Source organism: Streptomyces sp. AA4, from assembly GCF_000158875.1.
Taxonomy (GTDB): domain Bacteria; phylum Actinomycetota; class Actinomycetes; order Mycobacteriales; family Pseudonocardiaceae; genus Amycolatopsis.
Window position 1 is genome coordinate 3,374,409 of record NZ_GG657746.1, and the last position, 17,618, is coordinate 3,392,026.

Below are 17,618 nucleotides of genomic sequence, written 5' to 3' on the forward strand. Positions count from 1 at the left end.
AACTCCCTGTCCCCACCCGCGCCAGGCGGGATCCCTTGGTGTGCCCGGAAGGTAGCGAAAACCATGACCGCCCAAGACATTCCGCCCGAACCGGGCCGTGCGGGCAGCCTGCCCGAGCTGTTCGCCGCCCGGGTGCGACAGACCCCGGACGCGCTCGCCGTGGACGGCGCGGCGACCCGGCTGACGTACGCCGAACTGGCCGGCGAGGCGGGCAGGCTCGCCGCGTGCCTGCTGCGGCTCGGGCTGCGCACGGAAGACCGGGTCGGGGTGCTGGCGGAACGGTCGGCGGGGCTGATCGTCGCCGAGCTGGCCGTGGTCGCCGCGGGCGGGGCGTACGTGCCGCTCGACCGGCGCGCGCCGGACAGCCGGTTGCGGACGCTGCTGGTCGAGGCCGGGGTCACGGTGCTGCTCACCGACGACCCGGTCCGCGCGACCAGGATCCACAGTGGACAGATCGTCGCGCTCGGGCGGGAGCTTCCGGAGGCGGATTTCCCCGCGGTGCCAGTGCATCCGGACAATCTGGCGTATCTCATGCACACCTCCGGTTCGACCGGTTCGCCCAAGGGGGTGGCGGTCCGGCACCGCGACGTCGCCGCGCTCGCGGCGGACCGGAGATTCGCCGGGGACGCGCACCGCCGGGTGCTGCTGCACTCGCCGGCGGCCTTCGACGCCTCCACCTACGAGATGTGGGTGCCGCTGCTGACCGGCGGGACCGTGGTGGTCGCGCCGCCCGGCGACCTCGACGTGGAGAGCCTCCGCGAGGTGCTGTCCCGGCACGACGTGGGCGCGATCTGGCTGACGGCGGGCCTCTTCCGGGTCGTCGCGCAGGAAGCGCCGGACTGTTTCCAGTGCGTGCGAGAGGTCTGGACCGGCGGCGACGTCGTCCCGGCCGGAGCGGTGCGCCGCGTGCTGCGCGCGTGCCCGGACGTCACGGTCGTCGACGGGTACGGCCCGACCGAGACCACGACCTTCATGACGGCCCACGCGGTGCGGTCGGCGGACGTGCGGGCGGTGCCGATCGGCCGCCCGCTGGACGACGTGCGCGCGTACGTCCTGGACGACGCGCTGGATCCGGTCGCTCCCGGCGAATCCGGCGAACTGCACCTGGCCGGCGCGGGGCTGGCGCGCGGGTACTGGGCGCGTCCCGGGGCGACGGCGGAGAAGTTCGTCGCCGATCCCGGCGTGCCCGGCGAGCGGATGTACCGCACCGGCGACGTGGTCCGCTGGAACGACGAGGGCGAACTGGAATTCCTCGGCCGCACCGACGATCAGGTCAAGATCCGCGGCTTCCGGGTGGAACTCGGCGAAATCGAGGGCGTGCTCGCCGCGGACGACACCGTCGCCGAGGCGGTGGTCGTCGCGCGCGAGGACGGTCCGGGGACGAAGCGCCTGGTCGGCTACGTCGTGCTGGTGCCGGGCGCGCCGCGGAAAGACCTGAAAGCCGCGGTCGCGGCGGTGCTGCCGGGTTACCAGGTGCCGTCGGCGATCGTCGTGCTGGACGAGCTTCCGTTGAGCGCCAACGGAAAAGTGGACCGGAAGGCACTGCCCGCACCGTCGGCGGAACCGGAGGGCGGCGCGCCGAGAACCGGCGCCGAACGCGCGGTCGCCGAGATCGTCGCGGAAGTGCTGGGCCTGGACCGCGTCGGCGTCGAGGACGATTTCTTCGCGCTGGGCGGCGATTCGATCCTGGCCGTGCAGGCATTGTCCCGGTTGCGGCGCACGCTCGGCGCGGATCTCTCGGCGCGGGCGCTGTTCGACGCGCCCAGCGTGGCGCGACTCGCGCGGCTGCTGGAAAACGGCCCGCGAGCCGACCAGGCGATCCCGGTCGAGCCGCCGCGGGACCTGCTTCCGCTGTCCCCGGCGCAGCGGCGGTTGTGGCTGCTCGACGAGATGACCGGCGGCAGCGCCGAGTACAACACCGGCGTCGGGATCCGCCTGTCCGGCCCGCTCGGCCTCGAAAAGCTGCACGGCGCGCTGGCCTCTCTGTGCGTCCGGCACGAATCGCTGCGCACGACGTTCGATTCCGTTGCGGGACAAGGCATGCAGCGGATCGCGCCCACCGGGGAAATCCCCGTCAGCATAGCGGATTCCGCCCCGGACGACGAGACGCTGAAGGCGGAACTGCGCAGGCCGTTCGACCTCCGGACGGGCCCGCTGACCCGGGCCGTCCTGTTCTCGCTGGGCCCGGACGAGCACCTGCTTCTGCTGTGCCAGCACCACATCGTCACCGACGGCCGGTCGATCGCCGTGCTCACCGGCGAACTCCTCGACCTCTACGGCGGCGCGGCCCTGCCGCCGCTGCCGCTCGGCTACCAGGACTACACCCGGTGGCGGCTCGCGTCCGAACGCCTCGACCAGCTCGGCTACTGGCGCGAGACCCTCGACGGCCTCGAACCCCTCGCGCTGCCGACCGACCGCCCGCGACCCGCGCAGCGCGCCACCGAAGGCGCGGTGCACCGGCACGACCTGCCCGCCGGCCTGGTCCGCCGGGTCGCCGAAGCGGGCCGGGAGCGGGGCGCGACGTTGTTCATGACCCTGACCGCGGCCGTGCAGGTCGTCCTGGCCGCCTACAGCGGGCAGCGGGACCTCGCGGTCGGCACGGCGGTGTCCGGACGCGACCGGGCCGAACTCGAGCAGCTGACCGGGTTCTTCGTCAACACTCTCGTGCTGCGGTCCGCAGTGGACGGTGCGCAGCCGTTCGAGCGTTTCCTGACGGACTTCCGCGAGACCGTGCTGGCCGCGTTCGCGCACGGGGACGTCCCGTTCGACCGCGTCGTGGAGGAAGTGCAGCCGGAACGCGACCCGTCGCGGACGCCGCTGGTGCAGGCCGTCGTCGTCCTGCAGCGACCGCTGGTGGCGGACCGCACGGTCGCCGGGCTGCGGGTAAGCGAGTACGCCCTGCCGCGGCCCTCGGCGCGCTTCGATCTCGTGGTCGAGTTCTGGCCGCAACCCGATGGCCTGCGCGTCACCGTCGAGTACGCCACCGCGCTTTTCGACGCCGCCACTATCGAACGGCTCACGCAGAGCCTCGAAGTCCTGCTCACCGGGATCGCCGAGGACCCGGCGCGACGAGTGGGCGACCTCCCGCTGCTCACGGCCGAGGACCGTCGGTTCCTTCTCCCGAGCCAACGCGACAACACGCCCGCCGAAACGGTGCCCGCGCGGTTCGACCAGTGCGTCGAGCAACGACCGGACGACACGGCGGTGATATCCGGCGACCTCCGCCTGACCTACCCGGAACTGCAGTCCCGGGCGAACGGCCTCGCACAGCACCTGGTCCGGCAGGGCGTCCGTCCGGAGGACCGCGTCGGCGTGCTGATGGACCGCTCGGCCGATCTCGTCGTGGCCGTGCTGGCGATCCTCAAGGCTGGCGGCGCGTACCTCCCGCTGGACCTGCGCGCCCCGGCCGACCGTATGCGCCGCGTCCTCGACGGCGTGGAGCTGGTGCTCACCGACGAGAACTGGCACGACACCGCCACAACCGTCCACAAGGGAACGACCCGGCTCGTGGCGGACTTCGACGAACCCGCTCCGGAAATCCCGCTGAGCGCCCAAAACCTGGCCTACGTCGAGTACACCTCGGGTTCTACCGGCGTCCCGAAGGGCGTGGCGGTGCGCCACGCGGACGTCACCGCCCTCGCGACCGACCCGCGCTTCACCGGCCACGAACGCGTCCTGCTGCATTCCCCGCTGGCCTTCGACGCCTCGACCTACGAACTGTGGGTCCCGCTGCTCAACGGCGGCACCGTGATCGTCGCGCCGCCTGGTGACCTGGACGCCGACGCGATCCAGCGGCTGGTCGCGAAGCACGACATCACCGCGCTCTGGCTGACCGCGGGCCTCTTCCGCCTCTTCGCCGAGGAAAGCCCGGAGTGCTTCGCCGGACTCCGCGAGGTCTGGACCGGCGGCGACGTCGTGCCGCCGCCCGCCGTCCGCCGGGTCCTCGACACCTGCCCGGGGATCGCGGTCGTGGACGGCTACGGCCCGACCGAGACCACCACCTTCGCCACCTCGTTCCGGATGTCGGCGGAGGTCCCCGACGTCATCCCGATCGGCACGCCGCTGCGGGACGTCCAGATCCACGTCGTCGACGACCGGTTCCGGCTGCTGCCGCGCGGCGCGGCCGGCGAGGTCTGCATCGCCGGAGCCGGGCTCGCGCGCGGGTACTTCGGCCAGCCCGGCCTGACCGCGGAGCGGTTCGTCGCCGACCCGTTCGGCGCGCCCGGGACCCGGATGTACCGCACCGGCGACCGGGGGCGGTGGCGCGCCGACGGAACGCTCGAATTCCTCGGCCGCGTGGACGACCAGGTCAAGATCCGCGGCTTCCGGGTCGAACCGGCCGAGATCGAACGCGCGCTGGCCGCCGAAGAAGGCGTGGCGCAGGCGTTCGTGACGACCCGGACGACCGGCGGACGCAAGCAGCTGGTCGGGTATGTGGTCCCGGCGGACGTCGACCCCGAGGCCCTCCGCCGGGCGATCGGCCGCACGCTCCCGGACTACCTGGTGCCGTCGGCGCTCGTCCCGTTGGCCGAGCTGCCCCTGACCGCCAACGGCAAGGTCGACCGCCGCGCGCTGCCGGAGCCGCAGGTTGCCAGCGAGCGGACGGTGGCCCCGCGTACCGAACGGGAGGCCGTGCTCGCCGGGATCTGGGCGGACGTGCTCGGCGTCGAGCGCGTCGGTGTGGACGACAACTTCTTCGCCCTCGGCGGCGATTCGATCCTGAGCATCCAGGTGAGCGCCCGGGCCCGGCAGGCCGGGCTCAGCGTGACGACCGCCGATCTGTTCCGCCACCAGACCATCGCCGCGCTCGCCCCGAACCTCAGCGAGGCTGCCGCGATCCCGGCGCGCGGCCCGGAGAGCGGCGACGTCGTCCTGACTCCGATCCAGCACTGGTACTTCGGCCTGGGCGCGGACCGCTTCGACCAGACGATCGCCGTCGAACTGCCCGCGGACGTCGACTTGACCGCGTTGATCCGCGCGCTGGCCGCGTTGTCCGAGCAGCACGACGCGCTGCGGATGCGGTTCAGCCGCGACCGCGAGGCTTGGCACCAGCACAACGCTCCCGTCGGCGAAGGCCACACGCAGCTGCGATGGTCGCTGACCGGCGAACCGCGGACCTTGCACCTGGCCGCGCACCACCTGGTGGTCGACGGCGTGTCGTGGCGGCTCCTGCTCGAAGACCTCGACCGCGCGTACCAGCAGGCGGTGCGGGAGGAACCGATCGACCTCGGCCCGCGGACGACGTCCTTCCGCGAGTGGGCGGCGAAGCTGGCCGAGCACGCGGCGGCGGGCGACTTCGACGACGAACTCGCGCACTGGTGGGAACTGCCCGCGCCCGTCCCGCTCCCGTGCGACGGCACGGCGGAGAACACGTTCGGCCGCGCCCGCGTCGTCACCGCCCGGCTCACCGCGGACGAGACGCACGCGTTGCTGCGCGAGGTCCCGCAGGCGTACCGGACGCAGGTCAACGACGTGCTGCTGGCCGCGCTGGGCCGGGTGCTGGGGGATTGGACCGGGCACCAGCCGGTCGTCGACCTCGAAGGGCACGGCCGCGAGGAACTGTTCGACGGGGTCGACCTGTCGCGGACGGTCGGCTGGTTCACCAGCATCTTCCCGGTCGTGCTGGACGTTCCGGACGGCTGGGGCGCGGCGCTGAAGGCAGTCAAGGAGCAACTGCGCGCGGTTCCGCGCCGGGGGATCGGTTATGGCGCGCTGCGGTATCTCGCCGGGACGGCCCCGGTGATCGAACCTCAGGTGAGCTTCAACTACCTCGGCCAGTTCGACCTGCCCGGCGATCTGACCTTGCACCGGGAACTCGCGCTGGACGTCTCTCCGGACACCGTCCGTCCGCACCTGCTGGAGGTCGTCGGCCGGGTCGAGGGCGGCGAGCTGGAACTGGCGTGGCATTACGCCGAAGGCGTCCACGAGAAGTCCACTGTGGACCGCCTGGCCGCGGCGATGGCCGAGGCGCTGCGCGAGATCGTCCGGCATTGCGCCGAGCCGGACGCGGGCGGCCGGACGCCGTCGGACTTCCCGCTCGCCGGACTCGATCAATCCACAGTGGACCGACTGGTCGGCGACGGCCGCGACGTCGAGGACATCTACCCGCTGACGCCGATGCAGGCCGGGATGGTGTTCCACGACCTGGCCCAGCCGGGCGACCGGGTCTACTTCGAACAGGTCTCGTTCACTGTGGACGACGTGCCGGAGCCGCACCGGCTCGGCGAGGCCTGGCGGCGGATCGTCGAGCGGACCCCCATTCTGCGCAGCCGAATCGTGTGGGACGGCGTGCCACAGCCGCTGCAGGTCGTGCACCGCGCGATAGATCTTCCAGTGTCCTATCTGGACTGGTCCGCTGTAGACCCGGAAAAAGCCCTAGCAAATCTACTGGAACAGGACCTGGCGGAAGGGTTCGACCTCGCGCAGGCTCCGCTCGCGCGGCTCGCCATCGCGAAGGAGTCCGCCACGACAGTGCGGGTGCTCTGGACCTTCCACCACGTCCTGCTCGACGGCTGGAGCGTCTTCGGCATCCTCTCCGACGTCGTCGCCCTGCTGCGCGGCGAAGAACCGCCCGTCCGGCCGCCGTTCCGCGACTACGCGGCCTGGCTCGCCGCGCAAGACGACGAGCGCGCCGAGGAGCATTGGCGGGCCGAACTCGCCGGGGTGACGCCGACGCCGTTGCCCCTCGAACGTCCCGCCGTCCGCACACACACCTCCAGTTCGACCGGCCGGGTCCCGGTGGAACTGGACGACGAGACGTCCGCCGCGGTGTACGCCTTCGCGCGGCGGCACCGGCTGACCGTCAACACCGTCGTCCAAGGCGCGTGGGCCGCGTTGCTGGCGCGCTACAGCGGGGAAACCGAGGTGTGCTTCGGCGCGACGGTGTCCGGCCGTCCGGCGGAATTGCCCGGCGCGGACGACATTCCCGGCATCTTCATCAACACGCTGCCGGTACGCGTCCGGCTCGACGGCACGCGCGCGGTCTCGGAGTGGCTGCGCGATCTTCAAGCAGCGCAAGCGGAATCGCGCCGGTTCGGGCACGTCGGCCTGACGAAGCTGCAGGCGTGGAGCGGCGGCGGGAGCCTGTTCGACAGCATCGTCGTCTTCGAGAACTACCCGATCGACGAGGTGTCCGAGCTGCGGGACGTCCGCGCGGCCGAGCGCACGAGCTACCCGCTGGGCGTCGTCGCCTACCCCGGGCGCCGGTTGTCGATGATTCTCACGCACGACCCGGCGCGGATCGGCGACCCGGCGGCGGCACGGCTCGCGAAGCACCTCGAAGCGCTGGTCCGGGGCATGGTCGCGGCCCCGCACGAGCCGGTGTCCCGCGTGCCGATGTTGTCCGAGACCGAGATCGAGCAGCTGCTCGCCGAACGGAACGAGACCGCGCGCCCGCTCCCGGCCAAGGCGGTGCCGGAGCTGTTCGAGGCGCAAGCCCGCCGCACGCCGGACGCCGTCGCGCTGGTGACGGACGACGAGCAGATCACCTACCGGGAACTCGACGTCCGCGCGAACCGGCTGGCCCATCGGCTGCTCGCGGCGGGCGTGCGGGCCGAGGACCGGGTCGCGGTCCTGATGAACCGCTCGCCGGAACTGGTCGTCGCGGAACTCGCGATCGTCAAGGCCGGCGGCGCCTACCTGCCGCTGGACCTGCGCGCTCCGGCCGACCGGCTGCGCCTGCTCTTGCAGGAGGCGGAAGCGGCCGTACTGATCGCCGACGCCGCGTGGCTGGCGACCGCCGAGGAGGTCCACTCCGGGACCATCCTCACCGGCGAGCGCAGTGCGCCGGACACACCGCCCGGCGTCCGCGTCGATCCCGAACAACTCGCCTACGTCATCTACACGTCGGGGTCGACCGGCCGTCCGAAGGGCGTTTCGGCGCGGCATTGCGACGTCGTGGCCCTCACGATCGACCAGCGATTCGCGCGGCACGACCGGATTCTGCTGCACTCGCAACAGGCCTTCGACGCCGCGACCTACGAGCTGTGGGTTCCGCTGCTCAACGGCGGCGCCGTCGTGCTGGCCCCGCCGGGAGACGTGGACGTCGAGACGCTCGGCCGCTCGCTCACGACCCACGGCGTGACCGGCGCGTTCCTGACCACCGGCCTGTTCCGCCTGGTCGCGCAGGAATCGCCGGAGGTCTTCGCGGGCGTGCGGGAAGTCTGGACCGGCGGCGACGCCGTCCCCGCGGCCGCGCTGCGCCGCGTCCAGGCGGCCTGCCCGGACACCCTGGTTGCCGACGTCTACGGCCCGACCGAAACCACGACGTTCGCGACCGTGCACCCGCTGCCCGGCGAGATCCCGGACGTCGTCCCGATCGGCGGGCCGCTCGACCACACCCGCGCGTACGTCCTCGACGCCGATCTCCGGCTCGTCCCGCCCGGCGCGCCCGGCGAACTGCACCTCGCCGGCGCGGGACTGGCGCGCGGCTACCTCGGCCGGCCCGGGCTGACCGCCGACCGGTTCGTCGCGGATCCGTTCGGGCCGCCGGGGGAGCGGATGTACCGCACCGGCGACCTGGTGCGCTGGAACGACGACGGCGCGCTCGAATTCGTCGGCCGGGCGGACGAGCAGGTCAAGATCCGCGGGTTCCGGGTCGAGCCGAGCGAAATCGAGGCCGCGCTCGGCGAGCATCCCGGCGTCGAGCAGGCCGCCGTGCTGGCCCGCGAGGACGGCGGCGTGAAGCGGCTGGTCGCCTACGTGGTCGGCGAAACCGCCGGCCTGGCGGAATTCCTCGGCCGGACGCTGCCGGACTACCTGGTGCCCGCGGCGTTCGTCCGGCTGGAGCGCTTCCCGGTGAACGTCAACGGGAAACTCGACCGGCAGGCGTTGCCCACCCCCGAGTTCGGCGCTCGGGACCACGTCGCACCGCGCACCGAGCGCGAACGCACCATCGCCGAGATCTGGGCCGACGTGCTCAGCGTCGAACGCGTCGGCGCGACGGACGACTTCTTCGAGCTGGGCGGCGACTCGATCCTGAGCATGCAGGTTGTCTCCCGCGCCCGCCGGGCCGGACTGGAGCTGCAGCCGGGCGACCTGTTCGCGCACCGCACCCCGGCCGCGCTCGCCGCGGCGGCTCGCACCGCGACGACGGCCGTCGAACGCGGCCCGGTCCACGGCCCGGTGCCGCTCACCCCGATCCAGCGCTGGTTCTTCGCGACGCAAACCGCCGAACCGGACCACTTCCACCAGTTCGTCCGCTTGGGAACGCTCGACCCGGACGCGGCGAACGCGGCCGTCGAGGCGCTGCTGGCCCACCACGACGCGCTCCGGATGCGCTTCGCCCGCGGCGAGACGCACTGGCTCCAGGAGAACGGCCCGGTCGGTGCCGAAGCGCCGCTGGTCCGGTTCGAGCACGACCGGCTGTCCGTGCATCACCTCGTGGTCGACGGCGTCTCGTGGCGCGTGCTCCTCGAGGACTTCGAGCGCGCATATGACCAGGCACGGCAGGGCAAACCGATCGACCTCGGACCGCGCACGACGTCCTTCCGCGACTGGGCGATCCGGCTCTCCGAACACACTGCCGCGGGCGGCTTCGACGACGAACTCGGCTACTGGCGCGGCGTGTCCGGCCGGACCACGGTGCCGGTCGACGGGCGAGGCGACGCGACCGTCGCATCGATGCGCTCGGTGACCGTCCGGCTGTCCGCCACAGAGACGGCGGCGCTGCTGCGAGACGTCCCGAAGGTCTACCGCACGCAGGTCAACGACGTGCTGCTCACCGCCCTCGGCCGGGTCCTGCGCGACTGGACCGGCGGGACCGCCGTGGTCGACCTGGAAGGCCACGGCCGCGAGGAGCTGTTCGAGGACGCCGACCTGTCCCGGACGGTCGGCTGGTTCACCACCGTCTTCCCGGTGGCGCTGGACGTCCCGGACGACTGGGGCGCGGCGCTCAAGTCCGTCAAGGAGCAACTCCGCGCGGTGCCGCGGCGCGGGATCGGCTACGGCGCGCTGCGGTATCTGGCTGGCACCGCGCCGGAGATCGACCCGCAGGTGAGCTTCAACTACCTCGGCCAGTTCGGCTCCGGCCGGCTCGAATCCGACGAAAGCCCTCGTTCGGCTCGCGCGCACCTGCTCGACGTCGTCGGCCGCGTCGAGACCGGCGAACTGGAATTGACCTGGTACTACGCCGAAGGCGTGCACACCCGGTCCACTGTGGACACGTTGGCGGCCGCGATGACGACCGCGCTGCGCGAGATCATCCGGCACTGCGCCGACCCGGCGGCGGGCGGCCGGACGCCGTCGGACTTCCCGCTGGCCGCCCTCGATCAGTCCACTGTGGACGAACTGGTCGGCGACGGCCGCGAGGTCGAGGACGTCTACCCGCTGACGCCGATGCAGTCCGGGATGGTGTTCCACGCGCTGTCCCAGCCCGGCGAGCGCGTCTACTTCCAGCAGGTCGGGTTCGTGCTCGACGGCGTCGAGGAGCTGGCCGCGCTGGAACGGGCGTGGCAGCGGGTCGTCGACCGGACGCCGGTGCTGCGGACGCGGATCGCCTGGGAGGGCGTGCCCGAACCGGTCCAGGTCGTGCGGCGGCGGGTCCCGGTTCCGATCGCCCGGCACGACTGGCGCGACCGGACCCCGGACGAACGCGACCGGGCGTGGCAGGACCTGCTCGCCGCGGACCGGGCGCGCGGGCTCGATCTCACCGAAATGCCGTTGCTGCGCCTGGCTTTCGCCCGGCTGTCGGACACCGAGGTCCGCGTGCTGTGGACGTTCCATCACGTCCTCCTCGACGGCTGGAGCGTCTTCGGCGTGCTGTCCGACGTCTTCGCCGCCTACTCCGGCACTGAGCCGCCTGAGCGACCGCCGTTCCGCGACTACGTCGCCTGGCTGGACCGGCAGGACGACGCGGCCGCCGAAGAGCACTGGCGGCGCGAACTCGGCAGCCTCGTCGCGCCCGCCCGGCTGCCCTACGACCGGGCTCCCGCGCAGGCGCACACGACCCGGTCGTCGGAATGGCTGCGCGTGCCGGTCGAAAACTCGGCACGGCTGCGCGATTTCGCCCGCCGGGCCGGTCTCACGCTCAACACCGTTCTGCAGGGCGCGTGGGCGCTCGTGCTGGCGCGGCTCAGCGGCGAGCGCGACGTCTGCTTCGGCACCACGGTCTCCGGCCGTCCGGTCGACCTGCCCGGCGCGGACGACATCACCGGCATCTTCATCAACACCCTGCCCGTGCGGACCACCGTGACCGGGGCCGACGTGACCGAATGGCTGGCCGGACTGCAGGCCGCGCAGGTCGAATCCCGCCGCTACGGCCACCTGCCGCTGACCAAGCTGCAGGCCTGGAGCGGGTGCGGCGGAAGCCTTTTCGACAGCATCGTGGTGTTCGAGAACTATCCGATCGACAAGGCGTCGACGCGCGGACTGCGGCTGCGCGACGTCGATGCGGCCGAGACGACGAACTACCCGATCAGCGTCGTCGCGTCGCCGGGGGAGCAGCTCACCCTGGACGTCGGCTACGACCCCGGCCTGTTCGACGCCGGCACCGCGGAGCGGATCACCCGGCAGCTCCTCGCCGTGCTCGACGCGTTCAGCGCGGGCCCGGGATCGCTGGAAGACATCGACCTCCTCACCGAAGCGGAACGCCACCGGGTGCTGGTCGAGTGGAACGACACCGCCCAGCCGCTCCCGTCGGAGGACCTGACCGAACTGTTCGCCGCGCACGTCCGGCGCGCGCCGGAAGCGGTCGCGGTGGCGGGCGACGGGATCTGCCTGACCTACGCGGAACTGGACCGGCGATCCGATCGGCTCGCGCGGTACCTGGTCTCGCTCGGGGCGGGGCCGGAAACGCTCGTCGGCGTGCTGATGGACCGCTCGCCGGGATTGGTCGTCGCCGAGCTGGCGATCGTCAAGGCCGGTGCGGCGTACCTGCCGCTCGACACCCGCGCCCCGGCGCCGAGGCTCAAAATCCTCCTTGCCGGCGTGAAGATCCTGGTCACCGACGACTCCTGGCGTGCTACCGCGGCAAAAGTCCACAGTGGACCCACGGTGGTGCCCGGCGAGCAGACCGCGGCCGGGCACCTCCCGCAGGCGGACCCGGCCAACCTGGCGTACGTCATGTACACCTCCGGCTCGACCGGGAAGCCGAAGGGCGTCGCACCCACCCGCCGGGACATCGTGGCGCTCGCGGCGGACCGACGGTTCGCCGGGCATCGGAGGGTGCTGCTGCACGCGTCGCAAGCCTTCGACGCCTCGACGTACGAACTTTGGGTGCCGCTGCTCAACGGCGGCACGGTCGTCGTCGCCCCGCCCGGCGACCTCGATCTCGAAACCATCGGCCGCCTGTTCGCCGAGCACCGGGTCGACGCCGCCTTCCTCACCACCGGGTTGTTCCGGCTGGCCGCGAAGGAAGCCCCGGAGATCTTCCGCGGCCTGCGGGAAGTCTGGACCGGCGGCGACGCGGTCCCGTCGGCCGCGGTGCGGCGGGTGCGGGAAACCTGCCCGGACACGACCGTCGTGGACGTCTACGGCCCGACCGAGACCACGACGTTCGCTTTGGCGCATCCGGTCCTCGGCCCGGTGCCGGACGTCGTGCCGATCGGGAAGCCGCTGGACAACACGCGGGCTTACGTCCTCGGCCCCGACCTGCGGCCGGTGCCGCCGGGCGCGCTCGGCGAACTCCACCTCGCCGGGCCGGGCCTGGCGCGCGGCTACCACGGCGCCCCCGGGCTGACCGCCGAGCGGTTCCTGCCCGACCCGTTCGGACCGCCGGGGGAGCGGATGTACCGCACTGGCGACCTCGTCCGCTGGACCGCGCGAGGCGAACTGGACTTCGCCGGCCGCGTGGACGAGCAGGTCAAGATCCGCGGCTTCCGGATCGAACCCGGCGAGGTCGAGGCCGCGCTGGCGGCGCACCCGGGCATCTCCCAGGCCGCCGTGCTGGCCCGCGAGGACCACGGCGTCAAACGGCTCGTCGCCTACTACACCGGCGACGCCGACGAACTGCCCGCGTTCCTCGGCCGGACCCTGCCGGACTACATGGTCCCGGCCGCGTTCGTCCGGCTCGACCGCTTGCCGTTGACCGGCAACGGAAAACTCGACCGGCACGCCCTGCCCGCCCCGGACTTCGCCGCGACCGGCGCCCGCACGGCCCCGACGACCGAAGCCGAACGGGTGCTGGCCGGGATCTGGTCGGAGGTGCTGGGCGTCGAGGAGATCGGGGCCGAGGCGAACTTCTTCGAACTCGGCGGCGACTCGATCCTCAGCATCCAGGTCGTGTCCCGGGCTCGCCGGGCCGGGCTGGCCCTGTTGCCGCACGAGGTGTTCCGGCATCCGACGCTGGCCGCCCTGGCCGCACACGCCGGGGGAGACCGCGGGCCGCAGGCCGAGCAAGGACCCGTCGTGGGCGAAGCACCGCTCACGCCGATCCAGCGGTGGTACTTCGAAACCCAGCCGGAGCGGTTCGACCAGCGGGTCGTCCTGGAATTCGCCGAGGACGTCGACGAGACAGCGTTGCGTCGCGCCCTCGAAACAGTCTGGGCACACCACGACGCCCTGCGCCTGCGGTTCGGCCAAACCCAGCACAGCCGCCCGGCCGGTCCGGTGGAACTGCTCGTCGGCGAGCCCTCGTTCGACGTCAAACACGGCCCGCTGCTGCAGGCGGTCCTCGACGGGCGGCGGCTGCTGCTGGCCGCGCACCACCTGGTCATCGACGGTGTTTCATGGCGGATTCTCTTGGAGGACCTGGAAACCGCCTACCGCGGCGAGGACCTCGAACCGAAGACGACGTCGTTCCTCGCCTGGGCCCGGCGGCTCGCCGAACACGCCGAGGCAGGCGGTTTCGACGACGAACTCGCCCACTGGCAGTCCCTCCCGCCGGTGCCCCCGGGCGAGCCGGGCCGCATCGCCGACACCCGCGAGGTCACCGTCCGCCTCACCGCCGAGGAAACGCGGGCGCTGCTGCAGGACGTCCCCGAGGTCTACCGGACGCAGGTCAACGACGTGCTGCTGACCGCGCTCGGCCGCGTCCTGCGGGACTGGACCGGCGAAACCCCAGTGGTCGACCTCGAAGGCCACGGCCGCGAGGCGCTGTTCGAGGGCGTCGACCTGTCGCGGACGGTCGGCTGGTTCACCAGCATGTTCCCGGTCGCGCTGGACGTCCCGGACGAATGGGGTCCCGCGCTGAAGTCCGTCAAGGAACAGCTGCGCGCCATCCCGCGGCGGGGCATCGGGTACGGCGCATTGCGCTACCTGACCGGCACGGCCCCGGCGATCGACCCGCAGGTGAGCTTCAACTACCTCGGCCAGTTCAGCGCGGCCGAAGGCGGGCTGTTCCGCGTCGGCAGCCTGGACGCCGACGTCGATCCGGACGCGCCCCGCACCCACGTGCTCGACGTCGTCGGCCGGGTCGAAGCGGGCGTGCTGGAACTGACCTGGTCCCACGCCACCGCCGGGGACACCGTCGAAACCCTGGCCGAGCAGATGCTGACGGCGCTGCGGGAAATCATCGCGCACTGCGCCGAACCGGGCGCGGGCGGACGCACCCCGTCCGACTTCCCGCTCGCCGCGCTCGACCAGGCGGCAGTGGACCAGCTGGTCGAGGGCCGGGACGTCGAGGACATCTACCCGCTGACGCCGATGCAGGGCGGGATGGTCTTCCACGGCCTGTCGCAGACCGCGCAGGGCATGTACTTCGAGCAGGCCACCTTCGTGCTCGAAGGCGTCACCGATCCGCAGCGGCTCGGCCGCGCGTGGCAGCAGGTGGTCGACCGGACGCCGGTCCTGCGCACGTCGTTCGTCTGGGCCGGCGTGGACGAGCCGGTCCAGGTCGTGCACCGCGGAGCCGAGCTGCCGGTCCGGCACCTCGACTGGACCGATCTGGACCCCCACGACGCGGAGCTGGCGCGGCTGCTCGCCGAAGACCGTGCGCAGGGCCTCGACCTGGCCGTCGCGCCGCTGGCCCGGATCACGCTCGCCCGGCTGTCCGGCACGGAAGTCCTGGTGCTGTGGACGTTCCACCACGTCCTCCTCGACGGCTGGAGCGTCTTCCAGGTGCTCTCGGACGTCTGCACCGCCTACGCCGGGCAGCCGCTGCCGTCGCGGCCGCCGTTCCGCGACTACCTCGCCTGGCTCGGCGAGCACGACCAAGCCGCCGCCGAGGAATTCTGGCGGACCGCGCTCGCCGGGATCGAGGGTCCGACGCAGCTGCCGAGCGACCGGACCCCGCCGTCCGGCCACGCCCCGTGCTCGGCCGAATGGCTGCCCGTCCGCCTGGACCGGCCCGCCACCGCCCGGCTGGACGCGTTCGTCAAACGGCACGGCCTGACGCACAACGTCGTGCTGCAGGGAGCGTGGGCACTGCTGTTGTCGGTCTACAGTGGACAGAACGACGTCGTGTTCGGGGCGACCGCCTCCGGACGTCCGGCCGAAGTGCCGGGAGTGGACGACATTCCCGGCATCTTCATCAACACCCTGCCGGTCCGGGTGGCGATGGACCGCGGCGCTCCGGTCGCGGACTGGCTCGCCCGGTTGCAAGCGGCGCAGGCCGAAGCGCGCGGGCACGGGCAGGTCCCGCTGGCGCGCGTCCAGGGCTGGGCGGGCCTGCCCGGCGGGGTGCACCTGTGCGACAGCCTGGTGGTGTTCGAGAACTACCCGATCACCGGCGCGGCGGCGGGGCACGGCCTGACCGTGCGGGACCTGTCGGCCCGGGAGACGACGAACTTCCCGATCACCGTGGTCGCCTCGCCCGGTTCGGAACTGACCGTGGACGTCGGCTACGACCCGGCGCTCTTCGACCCCGCGACGGTGTCCGGTCTCGCGGCCCGGCTGCTGGAAATCCTCAGCGGCCTGACCGCGGACGGCGACCGGACGCTCGGCGCCGTCCCGGTGATGACCGCGGCCGAGACCCAGCTCCTCGCCGAACGGGCGGACCCCGGCGGCGCACCGGAGCCCCGGTCGCTGCCGGAGCTGTTCGCCGAGCAGGTCCGAGTCCGGCCCAACGCGCTCGCGGCCGTCCTCGGCGGCGAACCGGTCACCTACGCCGAGCTGAACCGGCGGGCCAACCGTCTCGCGAACCGGCTGGCCGGACTCGGGCTGCGGCCGGAGGAACCGGTCGGGCTCGCGGTGGACCACGCCGCCGCGGCGGTCGCCGAACTCGCCGTGGCGAAGGCGGGCGGCGCGTATCTGCCGATCGACCCGCGCGCTCCGCTCGAACGGCAGCGCGTGCTGCTCGAAGGGGTCCGGTTCATCGTTGCCGCGGAGGAACATCCGCTCGGACAGACCGTTCTGCTGTCCTCTGTGGACGATGAGCCGGACGGCGAGCCGAACGTGGCGGTCGACCCGGATCAGGCGGCCTGCGTGATGTACACGTCCGGCTCCTCCGGGGTGCCGAAGGGCGTGGTGGTGCGTCATCGCGACATCGCGGCGCTGGCCGCCGACCACCGGTTCCGCGGCGGGGCGCACGAACGGGTCCTGCTGCATTCGCCGCTCGCGTTCGACGCCTCGACCTACGAGCTGTGGGTCCCGCTGCTGACCGGCGGCTGGGTCGTCACCAGCCCGGACCCCGGCCTCGACGCGCCGCTGCTGCGCGATCTCGTCCGCGAGCACGGCCTGACCGCGGTCTGGGTCACCGCCGGGCTGTTCCGGGTCCTCGCGCAGGAAACGCCGGAATGCTTCGCCGGCTTGCGCGAGGTCTGGACCGGCGGCGACGTCGTCGCGGCCGAGGCCGTGCGGCGGGTCCTCGCCGCATGTCCCGGGCTGCGGGTCGTCGACGGCTACGGCCCGACCGAGACGACGGTGTTCGCCACCGCTTACCCGATGGACGCGCCGCCGCCGGACCGGATCCCGATCGGCCGCCCGCTGGACGGCACCCGCGTCCGGGTGCTCGACGCGGACCTCCGCCCGGTGCCGCCGGGCGTGCCCGGCGAACTGTGCCTCGCCGGAGCGGGCCTCGCCCGCGGCTACCGCGACCGGCCGGGGTTGACCGCGGACCGGTTCGTCGCCGACCCCGAGGGCCCGCCGGGGGAGCGGATGTACCGCACCGGCGACCTCGTCCGCTGGCGGCCGGACGGCACGCTGGAATTCCTCGGCCGCCGCGACGACCAGGTCAAACTGCGCGGGTTCCGGGTCGAGCCGGGCGAGGTCGAGGCCGTGCTCGCCCGGCATCCGGACGTGGCGCAGGCCGCGGTGCTCGTCCGGGAGGACCAGCCCGGCGTCAAGCAGCTGGTCGCCTATGTCGTGTCCGCGGCCGAAGAAAGCGTGCTCAGGGAGTTCCTGGCCCGGTCCCTGCCGGACTACCTGGTGCCGTCGCGGTTCGTCGCGCTCGACCGGCTTCCGGTGAGCGGCAACGGAAAACTCGACCGGCGTGCGCTGCCCGCGCCGCGGGCGGCGGAGACCGGGCACGTCGAACCGGAGACGGAGACCGAGCGCGCGCTCGCCCGGATCTGGGCCGAGGTGCTCGGCGCGGACCGGGTCGGCACGCACGACAATTTCTTCTCCCTCGGCGGCGATTCGCTGCGCAGCCTGCACATCTCCGCCCAAGCCAGCGCGCTCTTCGACGTCCGGCTGACCCCGGCCGACGTGATGGCCGCGCGCACCGTCGCGGCGCTGGCCGAAACCGTCGAAGACCTCGTGCTGAGCGAGCTGGAACGGCTTGCCGCAGAACTGGAATCGTGAGG

Annotated in this window: 1 protein-coding gene; it reads left to right on the forward strand. The window is 72.7% G+C overall.

Annotated features, from left to right (window positions below):
- The first annotated feature begins 63 nt into the window (after nucleotides 1-63).
- Entirely contained in the window at nucleotides 64-17,616 is a 17,553-nt protein-coding gene (locus SSMG_RS15790) for a non-ribosomal peptide synthetase (RefSeq protein ID WP_009077408.1), read from the forward strand.
- Nucleotides 17,617-17,618: the final 2 nt, after the last annotated feature.

Excerpts from the sequence above, each read along its gene's own strand:
- SSMG_RS15790 (WP_009077408.1), top strand. The coding sequence starts at position 64 with ATGACCGCCCAAGACATTCCGCCCGAACCGGGCCGTGCGGGCAGCCTG.